The organism is Mesorhizobium sp. L2C084A000 (assembly GCF_000502875.1).
Lineage (GTDB): Bacteria > Pseudomonadota > Alphaproteobacteria > Rhizobiales > Rhizobiaceae > Mesorhizobium.
The window spans coordinates 253,647-274,764 of sequence record NZ_AYWX01000005.1 but is presented as its reverse complement, the minus strand read 5'-3'; the positions used below and the strand labels follow the sequence as shown (position 1 = coordinate 274,764).

General features: G+C 62.4%; 20 protein-coding genes and 1 tRNA gene. 15 read left to right on the top strand and 6 right to left on the bottom strand.

Annotated features, from left to right (window positions below; all coding sequences use genetic code 11):
* The first annotated feature begins 245 nt into the window (after nucleotides 1-245).
* A complete protein-coding gene (gene secA, locus X735_RS151970; protein WP_023811145.1) occupies nucleotides 246-2,978 on the top strand; it encodes a preprotein translocase subunit SecA in 2,733 nt (910 codons plus the stop codon).
* A 189-nt stretch (nucleotides 2,979-3,167) separates the two neighbouring features.
* Here the strand turns inward: secA and X735_RS151975 are convergent, their stop codons facing one another.
* Both X735_RS151975 and X735_RS151980 read right to left on the bottom strand, forming a co-directional pair.
* On the bottom strand, nucleotides 3,168-4,352 hold the full coding sequence (locus X735_RS151975; RefSeq protein WP_023811144.1) for an XRE family transcriptional regulator: 1,185 nt from the start codon (nucleotides 4,350-4,352) through the stop codon (nucleotides 3,168-3,170).
* Nucleotides 4,342-4,986: a hypothetical protein gene (locus tag X735_RS151980; protein ID WP_023811143.1), complete on the bottom strand. Its 645-nt coding sequence runs from the start codon at nucleotides 4,984-4,986 to the stop codon at nucleotides 4,342-4,344. The genes X735_RS151975 and X735_RS151980 overlap by 11 nt, the downstream gene beginning before the upstream one ends.
* Nucleotides 4,987-5,323: 337 nt before the next feature.
* Here X735_RS151980 and X735_RS151985 point away from each other — a divergent pair, with 337 nt between their 5' ends.
* From X735_RS151985 to X735_RS151995, 3 genes are all read left to right on the top strand, one after another.
* A complete protein-coding gene (locus X735_RS151985; protein ID WP_023811142.1) occupies nucleotides 5,324-6,724 on the top strand; it encodes a lipopolysaccharide biosynthesis protein in 1,401 nt (466 codons plus the stop codon).
* The gene (locus tag X735_RS151990; protein WP_023811141.1) at nucleotides 6,724-8,004 is read left to right on the top strand and encodes a GNAT family N-acetyltransferase; all 1,281 of its coding nucleotides are present in this window, start codon (nucleotides 6,724-6,726) and stop codon (nucleotides 8,002-8,004) included. The genes X735_RS151985 and X735_RS151990 overlap by 1 nt, the downstream gene beginning before the upstream one ends.
* 229 nt (nucleotides 8,005-8,233) lie before the next feature.
* Nucleotides 8,234-9,508, top strand: a complete 1,275-nt coding sequence (locus tag X735_RS151995) for a hypothetical protein (RefSeq protein WP_023811140.1) — start codon at nucleotides 8,234-8,236, stop codon at nucleotides 9,506-9,508.
* A gap of 41 nt (nucleotides 9,509-9,549) precedes the next feature.
* Here X735_RS151995 and X735_RS152000 read toward each other — a convergent pair.
* Nucleotides 9,550-9,634: transfer RNA gene (locus tag X735_RS152000), tRNA-Leu, on the bottom strand.
* 276 nt (nucleotides 9,635-9,910) lie between these two features.
* Here X735_RS152000 and X735_RS152005 point away from each other — a divergent pair.
* Together X735_RS152005 and X735_RS152010 are read left to right on the top strand one after the other, a co-directional pair.
* Entirely contained in the window at nucleotides 9,911-10,498 is a 588-nt protein-coding gene (locus X735_RS152005; RefSeq protein ID WP_023811139.1) for a YqaA family protein, read from the top strand.
* A gap of 34 nt (nucleotides 10,499-10,532) precedes the next feature.
* On the top strand, nucleotides 10,533-11,051 hold the full coding sequence (locus tag X735_RS152010) for a disulfide bond formation protein B (protein ID WP_023811138.1): 519 nt from the start codon (nucleotides 10,533-10,535) through the stop codon (nucleotides 11,049-11,051).
* 162 nt (nucleotides 11,052-11,213) lie between these two features.
* Here the strand turns inward: X735_RS152010 and X735_RS152015 are convergent, their stop codons facing one another.
* Complete coding sequence (locus X735_RS152015) at nucleotides 11,214-11,771, bottom strand: HNH endonuclease (RefSeq protein ID WP_006328497.1); 558 nt, start codon at nucleotides 11,769-11,771, stop codon at nucleotides 11,214-11,216.
* A 128-nt stretch (nucleotides 11,772-11,899) separates the two neighbouring features.
* Nucleotides 11,900-12,541: a DNA-3-methyladenine glycosylase gene (locus X735_RS152020; protein WP_023811137.1), complete on the bottom strand. Its 642-nt coding sequence runs from the start codon at nucleotides 12,539-12,541 to the stop codon at nucleotides 11,900-11,902.
* 73 nt (nucleotides 12,542-12,614) lie between these two features.
* Between X735_RS152020 and gluQRS the strand changes: the two genes are divergently transcribed.
* Both gluQRS and X735_RS152030 read left to right on the top strand, forming a co-directional pair.
* The gene (gene gluQRS, locus X735_RS152025; RefSeq protein WP_023811136.1) at nucleotides 12,615-13,490 is read left to right on the top strand and encodes a tRNA glutamyl-Q(34) synthetase GluQRS; all 876 of its coding nucleotides are present in this window, start codon (nucleotides 12,615-12,617) and stop codon (nucleotides 13,488-13,490) included.
* A gap of 149 nt (nucleotides 13,491-13,639) precedes the next feature.
* Nucleotides 13,640-14,533: a DMT family transporter gene (locus X735_RS152030; protein ID WP_023811135.1), complete on the top strand. Its 894-nt coding sequence runs from the start codon at nucleotides 13,640-13,642 to the stop codon at nucleotides 14,531-14,533.
* Nucleotides 14,534-14,660: 127 nt separating this feature from the next.
* Here X735_RS152030 and X735_RS152035 read toward each other — a convergent pair whose 3' ends face one another.
* Nucleotides 14,661-15,512: a YihY/virulence factor BrkB family protein gene (locus X735_RS152035; protein WP_013529430.1), complete on the bottom strand. Its 852-nt coding sequence runs from the start codon at nucleotides 15,510-15,512 to the stop codon at nucleotides 14,661-14,663.
* A 55-nt stretch (nucleotides 15,513-15,567) separates the two neighbouring features.
* On the opposite strand from X735_RS152035, the gene X735_RS152040 reads away from it, so the two are divergent.
* From X735_RS152040 to X735_RS152070, 7 genes are all read left to right on the top strand, one after another.
* On the top strand, nucleotides 15,568-16,434 hold the full coding sequence (locus tag X735_RS152040; protein WP_081734841.1) for an SDR family oxidoreductase: 867 nt from the start codon (nucleotides 15,568-15,570) through the stop codon (nucleotides 16,432-16,434).
* Between the two features lie 24 nt (nucleotides 16,435-16,458).
* The gene (locus X735_RS152045) at nucleotides 16,459-16,650 is read left to right on the top strand and encodes a twin transmembrane helix small protein (protein ID WP_013529428.1); all 192 of its coding nucleotides are present in this window, start codon (nucleotides 16,459-16,461) and stop codon (nucleotides 16,648-16,650) included.
* A gap of 25 nt (nucleotides 16,651-16,675) precedes the next feature.
* On the top strand, nucleotides 16,676-17,257 hold the full coding sequence (locus X735_RS152050; protein WP_023811132.1) for a cob(I)yrinic acid a,c-diamide adenosyltransferase: 582 nt from the start codon (nucleotides 16,676-16,678) through the stop codon (nucleotides 17,255-17,257).
* Nucleotides 17,258-17,286: 29 nt separating this feature from the next.
* Nucleotides 17,287-18,087 carry a rhomboid family intramembrane serine protease gene (locus X735_RS152055; RefSeq protein WP_023811131.1) on the top strand — a complete coding sequence of 267 codons (801 nt, stop codon included), beginning with the start codon at nucleotides 17,287-17,289 and terminating at the stop codon, nucleotides 18,085-18,087.
* A gap of 213 nt (nucleotides 18,088-18,300) precedes the next feature.
* The gene (locus tag X735_RS152060; RefSeq protein WP_023811130.1) at nucleotides 18,301-19,050 is read left to right on the top strand and encodes an electron transfer flavoprotein subunit beta/FixA family protein; all 750 of its coding nucleotides are present in this window, start codon (nucleotides 18,301-18,303) and stop codon (nucleotides 19,048-19,050) included.
* Nucleotides 19,051-19,074: 24 nt separating this feature from the next.
* Nucleotides 19,075-20,004: an electron transfer flavoprotein subunit alpha/FixB family protein gene (locus X735_RS152065; protein ID WP_023811129.1), complete on the top strand. Its 930-nt coding sequence runs from the start codon at nucleotides 19,075-19,077 to the stop codon at nucleotides 20,002-20,004.
* Nucleotides 20,005-20,236: 232 nt separating this feature from the next.
* Entirely contained in the window at nucleotides 20,237-21,115 is an 879-nt protein-coding gene (locus X735_RS152070; protein ID WP_013529423.1) for a 3-hydroxybutyryl-CoA dehydrogenase, read from the top strand.
* Nucleotides 21,116-21,118 lie beyond the last annotated feature (3 nt).

The following is a 21,118-nucleotide window of genomic DNA, read 5'->3' as shown; positions in this document are numbered from 1 at the left end:
AGAGGGGTGGCTTCCAGATCGGCCAGATTGTGGCGGAATTTGGCGCAGCCAGCAGGGCCAGCGCGGCGTTGACATCAGTTGAGCCCCCTCTTATCTGTCCAACGACTTTGCGTCCAGAACCGTTTTCCGGGCGCTTTTTGTGTTTGCCAGTGTTCACTAATGTGTTTGCCAGTGTTCACGTGGAATTGATGGGGCCGGCCGGCGCTCATCTCAAGATTGAGAAATTCTATCGAAAGGACCATCGGATGGTCAGTCTCGGCGGTCTCGCCCGTAAGGTTTTCGGTTCCTCCAACGACCGTCGGGTCAAATCGACCCGGCCGCGTGTCGAGGCAATCAACGCCATGGAAAACGAGATGCGAGCGCTTTCCGACGAGGAGTTGGTCGGCCGCACCGCGAAATTCCGCCAGGACATCGCCAACGGCGCCACGCTCGACGACCTGTTGATCCCGGCCTTCGCCACCGCCCGCGAGGCAGCGCGCCGCGTGCTCGGCATGCGCCCCTTCGATGTCCAGCTGATCGGCGGCATGGTGCTTCACAATGGCGGTATTGCCGAGATGCGCACCGGCGAGGGCAAGACCCTGGTCGCGACGCTGCCTGTCTATCTCAACGCGCTCGCCGGCAACGGCGTCCACGTCGTCACCGTCAACGACTATCTGGCCACCCGCGACTCCGAATGGATGGGCCGCGTCTACAAGTTCCTCGGCCTCTCGGTCGGCGTCATCGTCCATGGCCTGTCGGACGAGGAGCGCAGCGCCGCCTACGCCGCCGATGTCACCTATGCCACCAACAACGAGCTCGGCTTCGACTATCTGCGCGACAACATGAAATACGAGCGCGCCCAGATGGTGCAGCGCGGTCACAATTACGCGATCGTCGACGAAGTCGATTCCATCCTGGTCGACGAAGCGCGCACGCCGCTGATCATTTCCGGTCCGCTCGAGGACCGTTCGGAAATGTACAACACCATCGACACCTTCATCATCCAGCTGCAGCCGCAGGATTATGAGATCGACGAGAAGCAGAAGACCTCGATCTTCACCGAGGAAGGCACCGAGAAGCTCGAGAACCTTTTGCGCGACGCCGACCTGCTCAAGGGCGAGTCGCTCTACGATGTCGAGAACGTCGCCATCGTCCACCACGTCAACAACGCGCTGAAGGCGCACCGGCTGTTCCAGAAGGACAAGGACTATATCGTGCGCAACGGCGAGATCGTCATCATCGACGAGTTCACCGGCCGCATGATGCCGGGCCGCCGCTATTCGGAAGGCCTGCACCAGGCGCTCGAAGCCAAGGAACATGTGGCGATCCAGCCGGAGAACCAGACGCTCGCCTCCGTCACCTTCCAGAACTACTTCCGCCTCTACAAGAAGCTCTCCGGCATGACCGGCACGGCGCTGACCGAGGCCGAGGAATTCGGCAACATCTACGGTCTCGAAGTCACCGAGATCCCGACCAATCTGCCGGTCGTGCGCATCGACGAGGACGACGAGGTCTACCGGACGGTCGAGGAGAAATACAAGGCGATCGTCAGGGAGATCCGCGAAGCCAGCGCCAAGGGCCAGCCGACGCTGGTCGGCACCACTTCCATCGAAAAGTCCGAGCAGCTGGCCGAGCGCCTGCGCAAGGAAGGTTTTACCGATTTTGAAGTGCTGAACGCCCGCCATCACGAGCGCGAGGCGGCGATCGTCGCCCAGGCCGGCAAGCCCGGCGCCATCACCATCGCCACTAACATGGCCGGCCGCGGCACCGACATCAAGCTCGGCGGCAATGCCGAGATGCGCATCGAGGAAGAACTCGGCGACATGCCGGCCGGACCCGAGCGCGAGGCGCGGGAAAAGGAAATCATTGCCGACATCGAGCGGCTGAAGGAAAAGGCGCTGGCCGCCGGCGGCCTCTACGTGCTGGCTACCGAACGCCACGAATCGCGCCGCATCGACAACCAGTTGCGCGGCCGCTCCGGTCGTCAGGGCGACCCCGGCCGCTCGAAATTCTTCCTGTCGCTGCAGGACGATCTGATGCGCATCTTCGGCTCCGAGCGCATGGACGGCATGCTGCAGAAGCTCGGCCTCAAGGAAGACGAGGCGATCATCCATCCGTGGATCAACAAGGCGCTGGAAAAGGCGCAGAAGAAGGTCGAGGCGCGCAACTTCGACATCCGCAAGAACCTTTTGAAATATGACGACGTCTCCAACGATCAGCGCAAGGTGGTGTTCGAGCAGCGCATCGAACTGATGGACGGCGAAGGCCTGTCCGAAACGATCGCCGAGATGCGCGAAGGCGTCATCGACGAGATCGTCGCCAAGGCCATTCCCGAAAATGCCTATGCCGAGCAGTGGAACGTTGCCGGGCTGAAGGCCGAGATCGCCGAGTTCCTGAACCTCGACCTGCCGGTCGAAGACTGGGCCAAGGAAGAGGGCATCGCCGAGGACGACATCCGCGAGCGCATCGCGCAGGCCGCCGAAGCCGCCGCCAAGGAGCGCGCCGAGCGTTTTGGCCCCGAGGTGATGAACTATGTCGAGCGCTCGGTTGTGTTGCAGACGCTCGACCATCTGTGGCGCGAGCACATCGTCAATCTCGACCATCTGCGTTCGGTCGTCGGCTTCCGCGGCTACGCCCAGCGCGATCCGCTGCAGGAATACAAGGGCGAGGCGTTCGAGCTGTTCCAGGCGATGCTCGGCAATCTGCGCCAGGCCGTCACCGCGCAGCTGATGCGCGTCGAACTGGTCCGCCAGGCCGCTGAAGCACCGCCCCCGGAAGCCCCCGACATGTTCGGCACGCATATTGACGGCACAACCGGCGAAAACGACTTCGAAGGCGGCGAGACCGCCCTCCTGGTCCGCCCGGAGACAACCGCCATCGTCGCTCCCGAGGACCGCGATCCCAACAACCAGGCTACCTGGGGCAAGGTCGGCCGCAACGAGGCCTGCCCGTGTGGCTCCGGCAAGAAGTACAAGCACTGCCACGGGGCGTTCGCGTAAGGGAATGCTTCCCTTCTCCCCGTCACTATACGGGGAGAAGGTGCCCAAAGGGCGGATGAGGGGCGGCGCGAATCTTCGCGATTAGCCAATCTCCCCACCTGAGGGGGAGATGGCCGGCAGGCCAGAGGGGGGTGCTGTCCCGCTAAAGCCGTCTCGCGCGGACACATACGCTTAGCGTCAGCATAAGGATCATTTCAAGGTAGGTTCAAATTCGCTGCTGATCTCAGTTTGCAGCATCCCACGCGGAAGGTTGCAAAAGGTTTCAATCCATTCCGGGCTAAGGCGAAGTTCGTTGACGATGTCGTCTTGGCGCTTGCGTTTACTATCAAGAATTAGTTCGACCGCACGGCGTAAAAGCCGTGGTTGTTCAAGGGGTATGCGGCGCGGGTCATCCAATGGCTCTTTCTTGCGCCACTTTCGGAATGAGATCTGTTTGTAGAGGTTGAGGGCCTGGTCGCTGTCGATAATTTCAAGATCGTGACACCTGTAAACCATCGCCTGGATAGATACCTTCCATCGCTCTTTCAGCGGCACGAATGCATCAAGGCGCGTTGTGTAAATTTCGTTCGGGAAAGACGTCTTTGGCAGGAGAAAGGCACCGGCAAAACGATTGGCCTCTGCCTCAATTACCTTGAGACGGGCCTTGTCTTCGATCTCGGATTGCTCAACCCACCTATGCAGCACAAGATGCCCAAGCTCATGCGCAAGGTCATAGCGGAGTCGAACGCCAGCTTCCTTTTCGGATGCCATGAAAACGAAGGGCCTATTGCCATTCCAAAATGAAAACGCCTCGACGTTTTCTCCCTCCATTTCATACCGACATATCACAATGCCCTTACTCTCAAGCAGGGCCAAAACATTAGACAACGGACCAGCGCCGAGCCCCCAACTGCGGCGAAGAGAAAGCGCAATGTCGTCGATCTCATCCATTGAGTATGTGCCAGCATTTGCTGGTTCACACTCAGGCAATACGACTGCCGGGTAATTCACGAAGTCGTCGATATAGCGAGCAGTCTGAACAAACCAATCCCCCAGAACGGCGCAAGCTTCGTTCCGGCGCAAAGTCTCCGGCCCAGATTTGCGATAAAAGCGAGTAGTTGAATTGCCGAATAGAGGTCCATCTGGATTGGTAAAGTAAGCAACGGGCTGGCCGAGCACGTCCGCAATCTTCTGGAACGTCGCGGGTTCCGGCAATTTATCCCCGCGCTCGTAAGCCGAGATTGACTGCCGAGTAATACCCACACGATCCCCAAGGTCGCCTTGCGACAGGCGCGCAACCTTTCTGGCATCCCTAAGCTTCGAGGGAATCAAAAGCCGCCCTGCACCACTGGCGCGGACGGCTGATGGAAACTGAAGTACCTTGTTATCCGGCATGATCCTTACGCCACTTATCGATTTCTTCCTTGAGAGTCATAACCGCTTCAAAGTCCGTTTCCTCGACGGGCGGGCCGGCATCCTGAACTGCATGTGGCATCAGCATCAGGTTTGCCGATTTGCAATAGAAACCTGTCTCGTGCTCACTCCTTGGCATTGCCAAATGAGCGAAATTCGGCTCCTTGTGCCCATGCAAAAGCAATAGGTGAGGAAGCCCCGACGTTTCCGTTTTTTCCGGCAGCTTGGGAAGTCCAGACAACCAACCTTGACCGCTCGCACGTTTGTTCGCACGGAACCTGACGTCGCGGGGCTGAGCGCTGTGGTCGGCCACCTGACTTATGGTCAAGACTGAGTGCGACGGCAAGATTTCTAAATAGCGTCCGGTCGGATGCTCAAAGCTCCGCCAGCGGTACTCGAACGGCCACTTTCCCGTTTGAACCAAACGCTCGAATGCGAGGTCTATACTCCATTGAATAACGCGCCCGCGATTGTCGAGAGCGCTGTTGACGTTGAAGATTGGCTCATCCTTAACCACCAACGCCGCTGCTTCGTAAGCGGCCTTGAGCGTTGTCGGGATATAGGAGCGATTGACCAGAGATACCTGGTCGAGAAGAAATGCTTCAGCTTGTTCCAACTGACCGAATCTTTCCTATTTGGTTGCATTTCCCCTCCCGCAACCAATTACGAAAATTCCCTGTTTTTGTCAACCGGCTTTGGCACCGCTTTGCAGCCTCCTTCGCGATCTCGGTGCGCCGCTTAGGAGTCATGTTGGCGACACGCTTCCGCGCTTAGAACCTTCCGCATATTCCAAATTCAAAAACTGAGACACTACCTCCTGCGCTTCTGTTCGTCGGACGAAAACCCAATCGTTGGCTTTTCGCCCGGCATGCCCTCCCCCCACCCAACCGTTTCTTAATGTGTCTCCGCTACACAGAACCCTGAAACGAAGCGGAAAACGGAGGGAAATCGGGGTGCGCTTTTCCGCGGCCACGACTGCCGGGCGGTTCTTGCCGCAGCGTTGGGCGCTGCGCATGGGGCCGTTGCTTGGCCGCATCGATGCCGTGCTGTTCACCGCCGACGAGCGCGGCGAGGCGAGCCGCATGTCTGTCATCGCCTTCTCGGTCCGCATCGTCAGCGCCGTCATCGCCTTCGTCAGCCAGGTGCTGATGGCACGCTGGATGGGCTCGTTCGAATATGGCATCTTCGTCCTCGTCTGGGTGACGATGGTCATCGTCGGAAACCTCGCCTGCCTGGGCTTCCACACCTCCGTCATCCGCTACATTCCCGAATATCGCGAGCGCGGCTTGATGGATGAGCTGCGCGGCATCGTACTGGCCAGCCGTCTGTTCGTGCTGATCGCCTCCACGCTGATTGCCGGGCTCGGCGCGCTCGGCGTCTGGCTGGCGGCACCCTGGATCGAGAACTACTATGTGATCCCGTTCATCCTCGGCGTCATCTGCCTGCCGATGATCGCCATGTCCGACCTTTTGTCGGGCCTGGCACGCGCCAACAGCTGGGCGTTGTTTGCCCTGTCGCCGACCTATCTGGTGCGGCCCGTGCTTATCCTGCTGTTCATGGCGCTGATGCTGTTCGTGGGCTACGCACCCGATGCCAGGACCGCCATCTTCGCCTCGATCGCCGCCACCTACGCCACCACGCTGGGACAACTCATCGGTGTCACCCAGCGCATGGAAAGGCAGATCCCGGCAGGGCCGATGAAGGTGCATTTCGCGCAATGGTTCATCGTCTCGCTGCCGATCTTCCTGGTCGAGAGCTTCTTCTTCCTGCTGACCAATGCCGATGTGCTGATGGTCGGCGCCTATATGGACCCCAACGACGTCGCCATCTATTTCGCCACCGTGAAGACGCTGGCGCTGGTGCATTTCGTCTACTTCGCCGTCAAGGCCGGCGTTGCCCAGCGCTACGCCCAGTTCACCCATGGCGACCCGCAAAGGCTTGCCGCCTTTGCCCGCGAGACGGTGTCGTGGACGTTCTGGCCATCGCTCTTGATGGCGCTGCTGGTGCTGGCGCTCGGCGAGCCGATGCTGGTGCTGTTCGGCCCTGAATTCACATCAGGCTATCCGCTGCTGTTCCTGCTCGTCTTCGGCGTCGTGGCGCGGGCCGCCGTCGGCCCCTGCGAAAGCCTGCTGACGATGAGCGGCAACCAGAACATCTGCGCCGCCGTCTATGCCATGACGCTGGCCTTCAACATCGCCCTCAATGTGGTGCTCATCCCGATGTTCGGCCTGTGGGGCGCGGCAATGGCCACCGCCTTTGCCATGATCTTCGAAGCCGGCGCGCTCTCCTTCACGGTGTGGCGCAAGCTCGGCATCGCCATGCTCATCTTCGTGCCTGCGAAAGGAGCCGCGTGATGGCTGCCATCCCGTTGCTTGAGGAAACCAGCGGCGGCACCGCCGGAGCCATGGTGTCGGGCCTTGCCGGGCTGACCCGCGACGCCGACCCCGCCCATATCGAGATCCTCGCCAACAACCGGCCCGAGCGCAAGCTCGCCATCTACCCGGCATCCGCGGGTTTCGACCTGGTCGAGGAGCTGGATTATCTCTGCGCCCGCACGGTCGAGTCCAACGTGTTCTTCAACCCGCGTTTCCTGGCGCCCGCCATGCCGCGGCTGGAGGATCGCGAGGTGCGGCTGGCGGTCATTCGCGACGGCGACGAATACCGCAACCGGCTGCGCCTCCTGGTGCCGTTCTCGGTTGAGCGGCCGGTGGTGCCGCTCGGCGTTCCGGTCATGCGCACATGGTCGAGCCCGTTCGGTCCGCTCGGCACGCCGCTGGTCGACCGCGACGACCCGGTCGGCGTCGTCGAGGACTTCTTCGCGATGCTGTCGCGCCCGCATCTCAAGCTGCCGAAAGTGTTCGTCCTGCCCGACATCCGGCTCGATGGCCCGGTGGCGAGCCTGCTTGCCACCGTGGCCGAGGCGCGCGGCCTGACGCTGGTCACCACCGGCCAGAGCCAGCGCCCGGCGCTGGAGAGCGAGCTCGATGGAGACGATTATCTGAAGGCCTCGCTGCGCTCGCACCATTATCGCGAGTTCCGCCGCCTGAAGCGGCGCCTTGGCGACCTTGGCAAGCTTGAGCATGTCGTGGCGCGCGGCCCCGAAGACATCCGCCATGCCATCGAAGGCTTCCTGTCGCTGGAAGCGGCCGGCTGGAAAGGCCGCGAACGCACCGCCATGGCGATCGACCGCTTCCGCGCCGCCTTCGCCCGCGAAGCCGTGCACCGGCTGGCCGAACAGGACATGTGCCGCATCCATTCGCTGACGCTCGACGGCCGCACCATCGCCTGCCTGATCGTCTTCGTCGAAGCCGGCATCGCCTACACCTGGAAGACGGCCTATGACGAGACGCTGGCCAGCTATTCGCCCGGCACGCTACTGATGATCGAGGTGACCAGGCAGCATCTCGACGATCCCAACATCATGATGACCGATTCCTGCGCGGTGCCCGACCATCCGGTGATGAGCCGGCTATGGGCCGAGCGCAAGCCGATGGGCACCCTGGTGATCGGCCTGGCGCCGGACGCCGACCGCCTCACCCGCCAGGCCGCCTCGCAACTGCACCTCTACCGCGAAACCCGCAACATGGCCCGCCTGCTGCGCAACCGCATGAAGAGCTTGCTGGGGCGGCGCTGAGAAAAGGCAGGGTGCGGTTCTAGAGAATGGCACATCTTCGCTGCAATATTTGAGGGGTGGGTGACCGGGAATTTACTTCGGTTGCCAGCAGGAAAACGCGAATATTGATCTCTGCTTTATAAAAAAACGAGATTTCTCGCAGAAATTTTCGGTGAAAGCCGATAAGATCTACTCGCATTCTTGTTCTTAATTCACGATAATCTAGTGATTCGGTAGCGATGAGAGAGAAATGTCGCTGAATCATGAGGCCAACGGCGCCCGGCACATCAGTGCGGAGGACAGCGCCGTTGTCCGAAGGGCCGACGAAGACTTCGAAGAACTGATTCGAAGCATTCGAGCCGCAACGCATCAAGCTTTGCCTCTCTTCGAAGAGGAGCCCGTGACCGGATTGGCCCAGTCAGACACGCTGGCCGCCTCCCTCGGCTCGACTTCGGCCCGGACGGGCTCGAGCCAGGCCCGCGCCATGCGCGGCTCCTCGCTCTTGTCCAACGACAGGCTGGATCCACGTGCCGATGACGACTTGGCGTGGTCTTTGGTTGACCACGATGCCGACGCTCCCGATACCGACAAATGGGAATTGCAGGAAGAGGTGGCGAAGCTGCAGCGCTTGCAGGATCGCACCTCGAAAGAGCTTGGGCGAAAATCGCGCGAGCTATCGATCGCGAGTAAGACAATCGCCGACCTGGAGGTCCAACTCAACAAGGCACGGCAGACCATTGCGCAAGCGGACAGGCATGCCGGCCAGCGGGCAACGCGGTTCCTCGAAGCGAATGTCGAGGTTGAGCGTCTGGGCCGGAACCTGGCGCGCGTGTCGGGGCAACTTCGCGACGAGATCATCGCCAGGCAAGCCGCCGAGCAGGCGCGTGAGGACGTTGCATCGCGGCTCGCCAGCTTGCAACAGGCCGCCATGCTGCTTCGTTCCAAAGTCGCGGATTGCCAGCTCCACAACGAAAGACTGACCGGCAAACTGTCTGCGCAGATGCTGGTGCAGCAGGACCTGCAGGTGCGGCTGTCCACGGTCGAGCATCAGCGCGGCGTTCTCGGCGATTGCGCCGCCACCGCGCAGGTACGGGCCGCCGAACTTGAAAAGAGGTTGCGCTCGCTCCAGCGCAGCGCCGCCGATCAAAGCGTGGTCCGCGCAACGCCAAGCGTGGGGCAGCGCGCCGAGGACGTGGCCGAGCATCGGCGCCAAACCCCGGAAACCGAGATTGCGACGTTGCGCCAGGAGCGCGACGCGGCGCGCCGAGACTATTGCGCGGTGAAGGTTCAACTCGCCGATCTCCGCTTGCGCGACATGACCGACGAGCTCGCGCATGCCCGTTGCCGCGATGAGAACCGCCAGCTTCACCACAGGCTGGAAACGCTGAGACGCCAGGATCCGCCCAGCGGACCGGCAGCGGATGACAATGCCGATCTCGAACGGACATTCGACGAATTGCTGGCGGCTGGCGAGCTTGGCGCGGCCAATGACGGCGATCCCACCGCGACGCGCAAGGCGTCTTGATCGCGTTGGGATTTGCCACCCAAAGCTCGAAGAGTGAAGGTTGGTGCCCCTAGCCGGAATCGAACCAGCACTCCTTGCGGAACTCGATTTTGAGTCGAGCGCGTCTACCAATTCCGCCATAGGGGCTCAGGCCGGGCGGCCTGGATGGCGCGGGACTATACGGTCGGAGGGCTGTTCGTCAACTGGCCAATTCTCCGGTGCCCTCAAGATGCGACCAATCTGCGCCTTTCGATTTCGTGACGGGGCTGCCATTGTGCAGCGCGGAAAATCTTTCTAGACAGGCGGCGCATCAAAGCGCGGCACGTCTGCGGGGACGGATGGCGTGCGCTGGGTCTTTGTTCTGTGCATCCCGTTACACCCCAACCTGCCTGCGCAATTGAACGACACGCATTAGGAGTGCCGATGCTTCGCGGACTTTACGACTGGACCTTGTCGCTGGCGGCCCGCAAATCCGCCGAATGGTGGCTGGCCTTCATCGCTTTCGTCGAGAGCTCGGTGTTCCTGGTGCCGGCCGACGTGCTCTATCTGCCGATGGCGCTGTCGCGGCCGGATCGCGCCTACCGCTATGCGCTGATCGCCACCGTCGCCTCGGTGCTGGGCGGCATCGCCGGCTGGTTCATCGGCCACTACGCCTATGACGCGGTGGCGAGGCCGATCCTCGAATTCTACGGCAAGTACGACGAGTTCGAAGCGCTGCGCGCGGGGGCAGGCGTCGGCTTCATCGTCCTGATGCTGATCACGTCGGGCGCTGCCCACCTGCCGCCGATCAAGGTGGTGACGATCCTGTCCGGCGTCATCGGCGTCAATTTGCTGTTGTTCGTGGTGCTGGCGATCGTGGCCCGCGGTGGCCGTTTCCTGCTGCTCGCCTGGCTGCTGCGCCATTATGGCGAACCGATCCGCGAATTCATCGAAAAGCGCCTCGGCCTCATCGCCGGCGCCGGCGCGGCTGCCCTGATTTTGCTCTATATCCTGGTCAAATACGCGTTCTGAACAGAACCATTGCGAGCCGGACGGACCGATTGAGATGACAGCGACCATGAATGCCGACACCGGACGCCAGCGCACGCTAACCGCCTTGTTCCTCGCCGTCGCCATGGCCGCAACCGTCGGCTCGGCGCTCGGCTTCCAGTATCTCGGCGGCTACATCCCCTGCCACCTCTGCCTCGAACAGCGCACGCCCTATTATATCGGCGTGCCGCTGATGGTGCTGGCGGTGATTGCATCGATGCTGCACGCACCCAGCTGGCTGACGCGCGGCCTGCTGGCCGCCGGCGGCATCCTGATGCTCTACGGCCTCTATCTCGGCGTCTACCACTCCGGCGTCGAATGGCAGTGGTGGGCCGGCCCGACCGATTGTACCGCAGGCGCCGGGCCGGTCGACACCGGCGGCAAGGGCGTGCTCGACGCGCTCGACAAATTCGTGCCGCCGTCCTGTGACAAGGCCGCCTTGCGCATCCTCGGCCTGTCGCTGGCCGGCTGGAACGCAATCGCCAGCCTGATCCTCGCCGCCGTAGCCTTCCGCGGCGCCCTCACCCGCGACTGATTTGGCGCGATGGCGCCGACGCGAGATCGTTCAAAGAATTCGGCAGGCTGAGTCGTATGGAGTGATTCTCGAGAACCGAAGCGGAGCGGACATTTGGTCCGTGAGCATCGGAAGCGCAGACAATCGCTCCAGACGGCCAGCCTCCCGAATTCTCGAACGATCTCAGGGCTCCAGTTCGACATCCCAGTACAGATAATCCATCCAGCTCTCATGCAGATGGTTGGGCGGGAACAGGCGGCCGTTGTTGTGCAGATCGTGCACCGTCGGCTGGAAAGGCTTCTGCAGCGGCCACATCTTGGCATGCGCCGGCATCATGCCGCCCTTCCTGAGGTTGCAGGGCGAACAGGCGGCAACGACATTCTCCCATGTCGTCGCGCCGCCACGGTGGCGGGGAATGACGTGATCGAAGGTCAAGTCCTCCGGCGTGCCGCAATACTGGCACTGGAAACGGTCGCGCAGGAAGACGTTGAAGCGGGTGAAGGCCGGGTGCCTGGAGGGCTTCACATAGGCCTTCAGGCTGACCACGCTCGGCAGCTTCATCGAGAAGGTCGGCGAGGAGACGGCGTGCTCGTATTCGGCGACGATGTTCACCCGGTCGAGGAACACCGCCTTGATGGCATCCTGCCACGACCAGAGCGACAAGGGGTAATAGCTGAGCGGACGGTAATCCGCATTCAGCACCAGTGCTGGAAGCCCATCCGGAGATACGGCAACCGTCACGTGTTCACCTCCTTGGTTCTAGACCCGAACGGCGCGGATACTGTAAGCCCGACATGACAGGGATGTGAAGCGGATTGTCGCGTGGCCTAAGCGCCAAAAATGCGTGATTTTTATGATTTTTTGCGGATTCAGGCCGGCGGCGCGGCGTCTCGCCCTCTGGTTTCACGATAATAGGACCAGAAAAGCCGCGATGCGACACCTCGCCACGGGCTCCATGATTCGGCCAATGCGATCAGGGTTTTCTCCGGCGGACGCGGCTCGATGCCGAGCGCGTGGCCGACCGCGCTCTGCAGCGCGACGTCGCGCGCGGGGAAGATGTCGGGATGCCCAGCGGCGAATAAGAGATACACTTCCGCCGTCCACGGGCCGATGCCGGACACCGCCGTCATCGTCGTGATCGCCTCCTGGGCATCGAGCGAACAGAGGTGATGAAGGTCGAGGCCGTCGGCCACCGCCTGGGCAATTGCGATCAGGCCGCGCTGCTTGGGCCGCGACAGGCCGGCCTCGCGAAACATGTCCTCGCCGGCGGCCAGGATCGCTTGCGGCGTCAGCGGATCGACGAGTTTGGTCAGCCGGCCGAAGATCGCATCGGCACTGGCGCGGGACACTTGCTGCGAGACGACGATCGACGCCAGGCTTCGAAACCCCGGCTCGGACAGCCGCAGCGGCACCTCGCCGGCCATGCCGCGCACCTTTTCCAGGCGCGGGTCGATCACGCAAAGCGCGTCGAGCCCCCGGGCAATGTCGTCTGATGTCACGATACGGCGCATGCTTTCTTGTTCCTCGACCGTCGACAGGGTAGCAATTGGCGGAGCGCCGCAAAACATGATTGCCGCCTGAGAGATGACACTCCTGACATTCCGCTTCGCGCCCAGCCCCAACGGCGACCTGCATCTCGGCCACGCCTATTCGGCGCTGCTCAACCAGAAGCTGGCGGCACAGGCGCACGGCCGCCTGCTGCTGCGCATCGAGGATATCGACACGACGCGCTGCACGCCGCTATTCGAGGCAGGCGTGCTTGCCGACCTGAAATGGCTGGGGCTTGGCTGGGAAGAGCCGGTGCGCCGCCAGTCCGAGCATTTCGCCGAATACCAAGCGGTGCTCGAGCGGTTGATCGCGGACGAACTCGTCTACCCCGCCTTCATGAGCCGTGGCGAGATCCGCGCCTTCATCACCGACAGCGAAAAGCGTGGGCGCGACTGGCCGCGCGATCCCGATGGCGTGCCGCTCTACCCCGCCACCGACAAGGCGCTGCCGCTGAAGGAACGCCAGCGGCGGATCGCCGAGAATGCACCCTTCGCCTGGCGGCTGGATGTCGATGCCGCCATGGCGCGTGTCGGCAAGGACCTTTCATGGACGGAGTATTCTGACGAGACGCTTTCCGCGACGCGCTCCGTCGAAGCCCGCCCGCGGGACTGGGGCGACGTGATCTTGGCGCGCCGAGACATTCCGACCAGTTACCACCTCGCCGTCGTCATGGACGATGCGCTGCAAGACGTCAGCCACGTCGTGCGCGGCCAGGATCTGTTTTCCGCCACTGGCGTGCAGCGCCTGCTGCAGCAACTCCTCGGACTGCCGCAACCGGCCTATTTCCATCATCGTCTCATCCTGGGGCCAGACGGACGAAAGCTGTCCAAAAGCCTCGGCGACACCAGCCTTGCCGCCTTGCGCCATGCCGGCGCATCACCTGACGGCATCCGGCGGATAGTCGGGCTTTGAGCCGGCGAGATCAGACAAACCACCTGCCAAATGCGCCGGCCGTTGAATTCCGATGATGCATGGATCAATGGTTTCGCTTTGCGCGTCGGGTTGAAGCGCATTAGAGCAGCGCCACGGTCAACTCCCCCCAACACGGCGGTCTCCGGAACATGCACAGCATCAAGCGGTTCATCCCCGCCACCTTCGTCGTCCTGTGGGCGACCGGCTTTATCGGCGCGCGCTACGCCATGCCGTGGGCGGAACCGTTCACATTCCTCGCCGCGCGTTTCGTCATCGCCGCCATCCTGCTGGCAGTTTTGATGCTTGTGCTGGGTTCAAAAAGAGCCACGCGCAAGGAGGCATTGCATGCCACCGGCGCCGGCATCCTGATGCATGGCGTCTATCTCGGCGCCGTGTTCTGGGCCATCCACAGGGGCATGCCGGCCGGGTTTTCGGCCTTGATCGTCGGCCTGCAGCCGCTGATCACGGCCGTGCTTGCCGGCAAGTTTCTCGGCGAGGCGATCCTGCCGCGCCACTGGCTTGGCCTTGGCATCGGCCTCATCGGCATCGTCATCGTGCTGTGGCCGAAGCTCGGCGCGCTGGGCGGCGGCGTAACAGTTGCGACATTGACCGCCTCGCTGGTCTCGGTGCTCGGCATGAGCGCCGGCACCATCTGGCAAAAGCGCTTCGCTTCCGGCGGCGACCTGGTCGCGGCGACCATGTGGCAATATGTCGGCGGCGGTTCGCTGATGCTCCTCGCCTCGCTCGCTTTCGAAACCCACACGATCATCATCAATGGCGAGCTGATCTTCGCCATGGGCTGGCTGGTGCTGGTGCTGTCGCTGGGCGCCATCTTCCTGCTGATGGTGATGATCCGCGACGGCGAGATGTCAAAAGTTGCCTCGCTGTTCTACCTGGTGCCCGCGGTGACGGCGATCATCGCCTGGGCCCTGTTCGACGAACAGCTCAATGCGCTGCAGATCGCCGGCATGGCGATCACGACCTTCGGCGTTGGCCTGGCAACGGCTCGGCAGGCCAAGGGAGTTGGGGAATTGAAGAACTGAAGAATTGAGGAATTGAGGAATTGAGGAATTGAGGAATTGAGGAAGATGGGGGCCATCTGGCGCTGGGTGCTACGTCAATTCTTCAATTCTTCAATTCTCCCATTCCCCAGTTCCCCAATTCGACCTGTCATCCCACCCGCGCACGCGCCTCCAGATAGCGACTGATCGCGGCGTTGAGCTCGCCGCCGAGGATGAAGATCGCCGAGACCATGTAGAGGAAGACCACGGCGATCATGATCGAGGCCAGGCCGGCATAGGTCGTCACGTAGGACGAGAAGTGGTCGAGATAGGTGGCGAAGATGGTCGAGCCGATAAGCCATGCCGCCAGCGTGAAGACGATGCCCGGCACCAGCGAGACGAAGCGGCGCTTGCCCGCCGGCAGCCAGAAATGCACGGCAAACAATCCGCCGACGATGACCGCCGAAGCGATGACGTAACGCCACAGGGTGATGGTGCCCATATAGGGCTTGATCCAGTCGATATGGGCTTCGGCGAGCCGCGCCAGCAGCGGCGCGAACACCAGGAGCACGCTGATCGCCAGGAAACCGGCCGTGGCGATGAGAACGAAGATGATGCTCTGCACCCGGCGGTAGATGATGCCGCGCGTTTCCGAAACGCGGTAGGCGCGGTTGAGCGACGTGCGCAGCGCCTCGATGCCGTTCGACGCAAAATAGGCAGCAAGCACCACACCATAGGTCAAAAGGTCGGTGCGCCGGACGGTCAGCACATTGAGCACTTCGCGCGCGATCGGCTTGGCGATCTGTTCGGGCCAGGTGTCGAAGACCAGATGCACGGCCGTGTCGGAGAACGCCTGTGCGCCCAGGAAGCTCGCCAGCGTCGTCGCGAAGATCAGGAACGGGAACAGCGCCATCAGCGATGTGATCGCCAGATGGCTGGCCATGGCCCAGCCGTCATCGGTGTTGAAATGGCCAAGCGCGTCGTAGAGAACCCGCTTGAGGGCTACGATCTTCCGCAACAAGAACCGCGCCCTCCAATTGTCTCCACGCCGGGAATATGGGAAGGGATTGCGGCAAATGGCAACCCTTGGCGAAACCACGAACAGTCCGGCGCAGAAGGTGCGCTCGATTATCATCACCGGTGCGTCTTCGGGAATAGGCGCGTACTGCGCCCGCGCGTTGAAGGCGGAAGGCTGGCGGGTGTTCGCAACGGCGCGCAAGCCGCAGGACATCGCCGCGCTCGAAGCCGACGGCATCGAGGCCTTCTATCTCGATTATTGCGAGCCGGACTCCATCGCCGCGCTGGTGACGGCGGTGCTCGACCGCACCGGCGGCCGGCTCGACGCCCTGTTCAACAACGGCGCCTATGCGCAGCCGGGCGCCGTCGAGGATCTGCCCGTTGCGGCGCTCAAGCAGCAGTTCGAGGCGAATTTCTTCGGCTGGCATGATTTGACCCGCCGACTGGTGCCGGTGATGCGCCGCCAGGGTCAGGGCCGCATCGTCCACTGCTCGTCGATCCTTGGCCTGGTGCCGGTGCGCTTCCGCGGCGCCTATTCCGCGTCGAAGCATGCACTGGAGGCCTTGATGCTCTGCCAGCGCCAGGAACTGGCCGGCAGCGGCGTCCACGTTTCGCTGATCGAGCCGGGGCCGGTGAAGTCGAAGATCGCCAGCAATGGCCTCATTTGGTTTCTCAGCAGCATCGACCACGAAAATTCCGTGCACCGCGTGGACTATGCGGCGCAACTCGAGCGGTTGCGGGCCGGCGGCAGCCAATCGGCCTTGAAGCCAGGGCCGGAAGTCGTTCATGCGGCGCTGCGCCATGCACTTCTATCGCGGCGCCCGCGCCCGCACTATGTGGTAACAGTGCCGGCCAGGATCGGTGCGGTGCTCAAACGCATCCTGCCGGCATCGATGCTCTACCGCCTGATGGCCAAACGCGCCTGAACGCCAAACAACTGGAACGCAACAATGGCAACCGTCTTCAACATTCTCGCCATTCTGGTCATGGTCGCCGTTGCGGTCGTGCTTGTTCGTGGCCTCATCAACATGATGCGCGGCGGTTCCGGCGTCACCTCGAACAAGCTGATGCAGGCACGCGTCATGCTGCAGGCCGTGGCGCTGGTGCTGATCCTGCTTGCGGTGTATTTCACCCGCAAGTGAGGATATCGGCAGCCGGGGAGGCGAAATGGTCAAGCTCAACAAGATCTACACCCGCACCGGCGATGATGGCACCACGGGTCTCGGCACCGGCGAAAGGCGGCTGAAATCCGACCTGCGGGTAGACGCTTACGGCACCGTCGACGAGGCCAATGCCTGCATCGGCATCGCCCGGGTCCACACGGCCGCGACCCATCCCGCGATCGATGCCATGCTTTCCCGCATCCAGAACGATCTGTTCGATCTCGGCGCCGATCTCGCCGTGCCCGACGACGGCAAGCCACTCGGCTACGAGCCGCTTCGCATCGTCGCCGTGCAGACCGACCGGGTCGAGAAGGACATCGACCTTCTCAACAAGGAGCTTCAGCCGCTCAAATCCTTCGTGCTCAATGGCGGCACGCCGGCAGCGGCGGCACTTCACCTTGCCCGCACCGTGGCGCGGCGGGCCGAAAGGCTGATCGTGGCCCTTGCCCAGGACCCGAACGAGCACGTCAACCGCGACGGACTGAAATACATCAACCGCGTCTCGGATTTCCTGTTTGTCGCCGCCCGGGCGGTCAATGACAACGGAAACGCCGACGTGCTATGGGTTCCCGGCAAGAACCGCTGATTGTCGAAAGCGGAAGAGGGCCTGGGGCAATGTTCATCCCGCTTTACGACACCAACAGGCTGCGGCACATCCGCCTGCAATATGTGACCATCGGGCTGATCGTGGTCAATGCCCTGGTCTACCTTGCCACCGCGCTCGGCGGCGAGAGTTTCTCCAATGCCGCCGTGCTTGGTCTCGGCTTCATCCCGTCGGTCGTCCATGACACCGCCGAGCTCGATCCCCGTTTCATCGTCATCCCCGAAAGCCTGAGCTATCTCACCTATTCCTTCCTGCATGCAGACATCTTCCATCTCGGCGGCAACATGCTGTTCCTGTGGGTGTTCGGCGACAATGTCGAGGATGCGCTCGGCCACATCCGCTACCTCATCTTCTACCTGTTGTGCGCGATCGCCGGCGCCGCTTTCCAGGGCCTCGTCGCCTGGGATTCGCAAGTGCCGCTGATCGGTGCCTCCGGCGCCATCGCCGGCGTGGTCGTCGCCTATCTGATCCTTTATCCCAGGGTGAAGGTCTGGGTGCTGGCCTTTGCCCGCATCCCGCTGCGGATTCCGGCCTTCATCCCGCTCATCTTGTGGGTGCTGTTCCAGGTGGTGATGTTTGCCGCCGGCGGCGAGGACCAGATTTCGTGGGCCTGCCATATCGGCGGCATCATTGCCGGAGCCGTTCTTGTGCTCGTCTTGCGCAGCCGCGGCGTGCCGCTGTTTGCCGGCGCCGACGAGGACGTCGCGCCCACCGCTCCCGACCAACCCCCGGTTGCCACGGAACCGCTGATCCCCGACCCGCCCGCCGCGACACCGCGCTGGGGGCGAGGAAACGCTTCCAGTTCGGACTGAACCGATTTGAGCAGCTTGCAGCGTATTGACGTGCAGGGTTGCCGCAACTACGGAAACGTCACCGCCGCAACCTAAGGCGGGCAAAGACCAGAATTTCCATCCGGCCAGAATTCCATCCGGCCAAAATTCAGTCAGGAATGTCGGCTTTCGACAACTCGGAAAGGGCGCAGGCTGTTATAGCGCGCCCAACTAGCGTGAAGAGGTGACAGGCAAATGAAGATCCTTGTACCCGTGAAGCGGGTTGTGGATGCGAACGTCAAGGTTCGCGTGAAGGCTGATGGTTCGGCGGTGGAGCTCGCCAACGTCAAGATGGCGATGAACCCGTTTGACGAAATCGCGGTGGAAGAAGCAATCCGGCTGAAGGAAGCCGGCAAGGCCGAAGAAATCATCGTCGTCTCGATCGGCCCGCAGCAGGCGCAGGAAACACTGCGCACCGCGCTCGCCATGGGCGCCGACCGCGCCATCCTGGTCAAGACCGACGAACAGACCGAGCCGCTCGGCGTCGCCAAGGTGCTTAAAGGCGTCGTCGACGCCGAGCAGCCCGGCCTCGTCATCCTCGGCAAGCAGGCTATCGACGACGATTCCAACCAGACCGGCCAGATGCTGGCGGCACTGCTGGGCTGGGCGCAGGGCACCTTCGCCTCCAAGATCGTGCTCGACGGCGACAACGCCAAGGTGACGCGCGAGGTCGACGGCGGCCTGCAGACCGTGGAACTGAAGATGCCGGTGATCGTCACCGCCGACCTTCGCCTCAACCAGCCGCGCTATGCCTCGTTGCCCAACATCATGAAGGCCAAGAAGAAGCAGCTCGACGAGAAGACCCCGGCCGACTACGGCGCCGACGTCAAGCCGCGGCTGAAGGTCATCAAGACCGAGGAGCCGAGTGGCCGCAAGGCAGGCGTCAAGGTCAAGAGCGTCGCCGAACTGATCGACAAGCTCAAGAACGAAGCCGGCGTGCTGTAAGCGATCGGGAAAGGAACAAGAAAAATGGCTATTCTCCTCATCGCAGAACACGACAACGCAACGCTTTCCGACCAGACCGCCAAGGCGCTGTCGGCCGCCCTGCAGATCGGCTCGGACGTGCATGTGCTGGTTGCCGGCAAGGGCGCCAAGCCGGCAGCCGACGCTGCCGCCAAGCTGAAGGGCGTGAGCAAGGTGCTGCTGGCCGAAGCCGACGAGCTTGCCGAGCGCTTGGCCGAACCGACGGCAGCGCTCATTGTGTCGCTGGCGGGCGCCTACGACACCATCATCGCGCCGGCGACATCGTCGGGCAAGAATATCGCGCCGCGCGTGGCTGCGCTCCTCGATGTCGCGCAGGTGTCCGAGATCATCGAAGTCGTATCTCCCGACACCTTCAAGCGGCCGATCTATGCCGGCAACGCCATCCAGACGGTGCAGTCGAGCGACGCCAAGAAGGTGATCACGGTTCGCACGGCCTCGTTCCAGGCAGCCCCCGAGGGCGGCTCGGCGGCGGTCGAGGCTGTCAAGGCCGCGGCCAATCCCGGCCTGTCCACCTTCGTCGAGAACAAGCTTTCCGAGACCGACCGTCCGGAGCTGACCTCGGCCAAGATCATCATCTCGGGTGGTCGTGCGCTGGGTTCGGCGGAGAAGTTCCAGGAGGTCATCCTGCCGGTCGCCGACAAGCTCGGTGCAGCCGTCGGCGCCTCCCGCGCCGCGGTCGATGCCGGCTATGCGCCGAACGACTGGCAGGTCGGCCAGACCGGCAAGGTGGTTGCCCCCGATCTTTACATCGCGGTCGGCATCTCCGGCGCCATCCAGCATCTCGCCGGCATGAAGGATTCGAAGGTCATCGTCGCCATCAACAAGGACGAGGAGGCGCCGATTTTCCAGGTTGCCGACTACGGCCTCGTCGGCGATCTCTTCGTCATTCTGCCGGAGCTGCAAAAGGCGCTTTGACGCTTTCTGCCAAAGGTATTAAATGGTGAGGGTGGGGTAGACGAAGTCGCCCCGCCCTTTTAGTTTGCACCGCACAAAAAGCAGGCCGCAAAGGCGAAAAGCAATCCAGCAAAAGTGCGCAGCGGTTTTCCCGGGAAAAGCGCGTAGCGCTTTCCCTAGGGAATTGCGGTAAAATAAAAAGGTGGAGCGCTTTCGCAGTTCAAGCGGAAGGGCTCAGGACGGGATCGGTGTAATGAGCAAGATCGAGACGATCGGCATCATCGGCGCGGGCCAGATGGGCGGCGGCATCGCCCATGTCTCCGCGCTTTCGGGCTACAAGGTGCTGATCTATGATATTTCGCCCGACCGCATCGAGAAAGGCATCGCCACAATCAGCGGCAACATGGCCCGCCAGGTGGGGTCCGGCAAGCTCGACGAGAAGGTGCGCAACGACGCGATGGGCCGCATTTCGGCCGCGCCCGCGATGGCCGATCTTGCCGGCGCGGATCTGGTGATCGAAGCGGCGACCGAGGACGAGACGGTCAAGCGCAAGATCTACGCCCAGCTCTGTCCGCAGCTCAATCCCGAAGCCATCCTGGCGACCAACACCTCGTCGATCTCGATCACGCGGCTTGCCGCGCAGACCGACCGGCCGGAGCGGTTCATCGGCATACATTTCATGAACCCGGTGCCGCTGATGAAGCTGGTCGAACTGGTGCGCGGCATCGCCACCGAGGACCAGACCTTCGAGGCGGCCAAGACCTACGTGAAGCAGCTCGACAAGACGATTACGGTCTCGGAGGATTTTCCGGCCTTCATCGTCAACCGCATTCTGCTGCCGATGATCAACGAGGCGATCTACACCCTCTATGAGGGTGTCGGCTCGGTCGACGCCATCGACACCGCCATGCGGCTCGGCGCCAACCATCCGATGGGGCCGCTGCAGTTGGCCGATTTCATCGGGCTCGATACCTGCTTGTCGATCATGCAGGTGCTGCATGACGGCCTGTCGGACTCGAAGTACCGTCCTTGCCCGCTGCTGGTGAAATATGTCGAGGCCGGCTGGCTCGGCCGCAAAACCGGGCGCGGTTTTTACGATTATCGCGGCGAGCATCCCGTTCCGACGCGCTGAGCG

Excerpts from the sequence above, each read along its gene's own strand:
- secA (WP_023811145.1), top strand. The coding sequence starts at position 246 with ATGGTCAGTCTCGGCGGTCTCGCCCGTAAGGTTTTCGGTTCCTCCAAC.
- X735_RS151975 (WP_023811144.1), bottom strand. The coding sequence starts at position 4,352 with ATGCCGGATAACAAGGTACTTCAGTTTCCATCAGCCGTCCGCGCCAGT.
- X735_RS151990 (WP_023811141.1), top strand. The coding sequence starts at position 6,724 with ATGGCTGCCATCCCGTTGCTTGAGGAAACCAGCGGCGGCACCGCCGGA.
- X735_RS151995 (WP_023811140.1), top strand. The coding sequence starts at position 8,234 with ATGTCGCTGAATCATGAGGCCAACGGCGCCCGGCACATCAGTGCGGAG.
- X735_RS152005 (WP_023811139.1), top strand. The coding sequence starts at position 9,911 with ATGCTTCGCGGACTTTACGACTGGACCTTGTCGCTGGCGGCCCGCAAA.
- X735_RS152010 (WP_023811138.1), top strand. The coding sequence starts at position 10,533 with ATGACAGCGACCATGAATGCCGACACCGGACGCCAGCGCACGCTAACC.
- X735_RS152020 (WP_023811137.1), bottom strand. The coding sequence starts at position 12,541 with ATGCGCCGTATCGTGACATCAGACGACATTGCCCGGGGGCTCGACGCG.
- gluQRS (WP_023811136.1), top strand. The coding sequence starts at position 12,615 with ATGACACTCCTGACATTCCGCTTCGCGCCCAGCCCCAACGGCGACCTG.
- X735_RS152030 (WP_023811135.1), top strand. The coding sequence starts at position 13,640 with ATGCACAGCATCAAGCGGTTCATCCCCGCCACCTTCGTCGTCCTGTGG.
- X735_RS152040 (WP_081734841.1), top strand. The coding sequence starts at position 15,568 with ATGGCAACCCTTGGCGAAACCACGAACAGTCCGGCGCAGAAGGTGCGC.
- X735_RS152045 (WP_013529428.1), top strand. The coding sequence starts at position 16,459 with ATGGCAACCGTCTTCAACATTCTCGCCATTCTGGTCATGGTCGCCGTT.
- X735_RS152050 (WP_023811132.1), top strand. The coding sequence starts at position 16,676 with ATGGTCAAGCTCAACAAGATCTACACCCGCACCGGCGATGATGGCACC.
- X735_RS152055 (WP_023811131.1), top strand. The coding sequence starts at position 17,287 with ATGTTCATCCCGCTTTACGACACCAACAGGCTGCGGCACATCCGCCTG.
- X735_RS152060 (WP_023811130.1), top strand. The coding sequence starts at position 18,301 with ATGAAGATCCTTGTACCCGTGAAGCGGGTTGTGGATGCGAACGTCAAG.
- X735_RS152065 (WP_023811129.1), top strand. The coding sequence starts at position 19,075 with ATGGCTATTCTCCTCATCGCAGAACACGACAACGCAACGCTTTCCGAC.
- X735_RS152070 (WP_013529423.1), top strand. The coding sequence starts at position 20,237 with ATGAGCAAGATCGAGACGATCGGCATCATCGGCGCGGGCCAGATGGGC.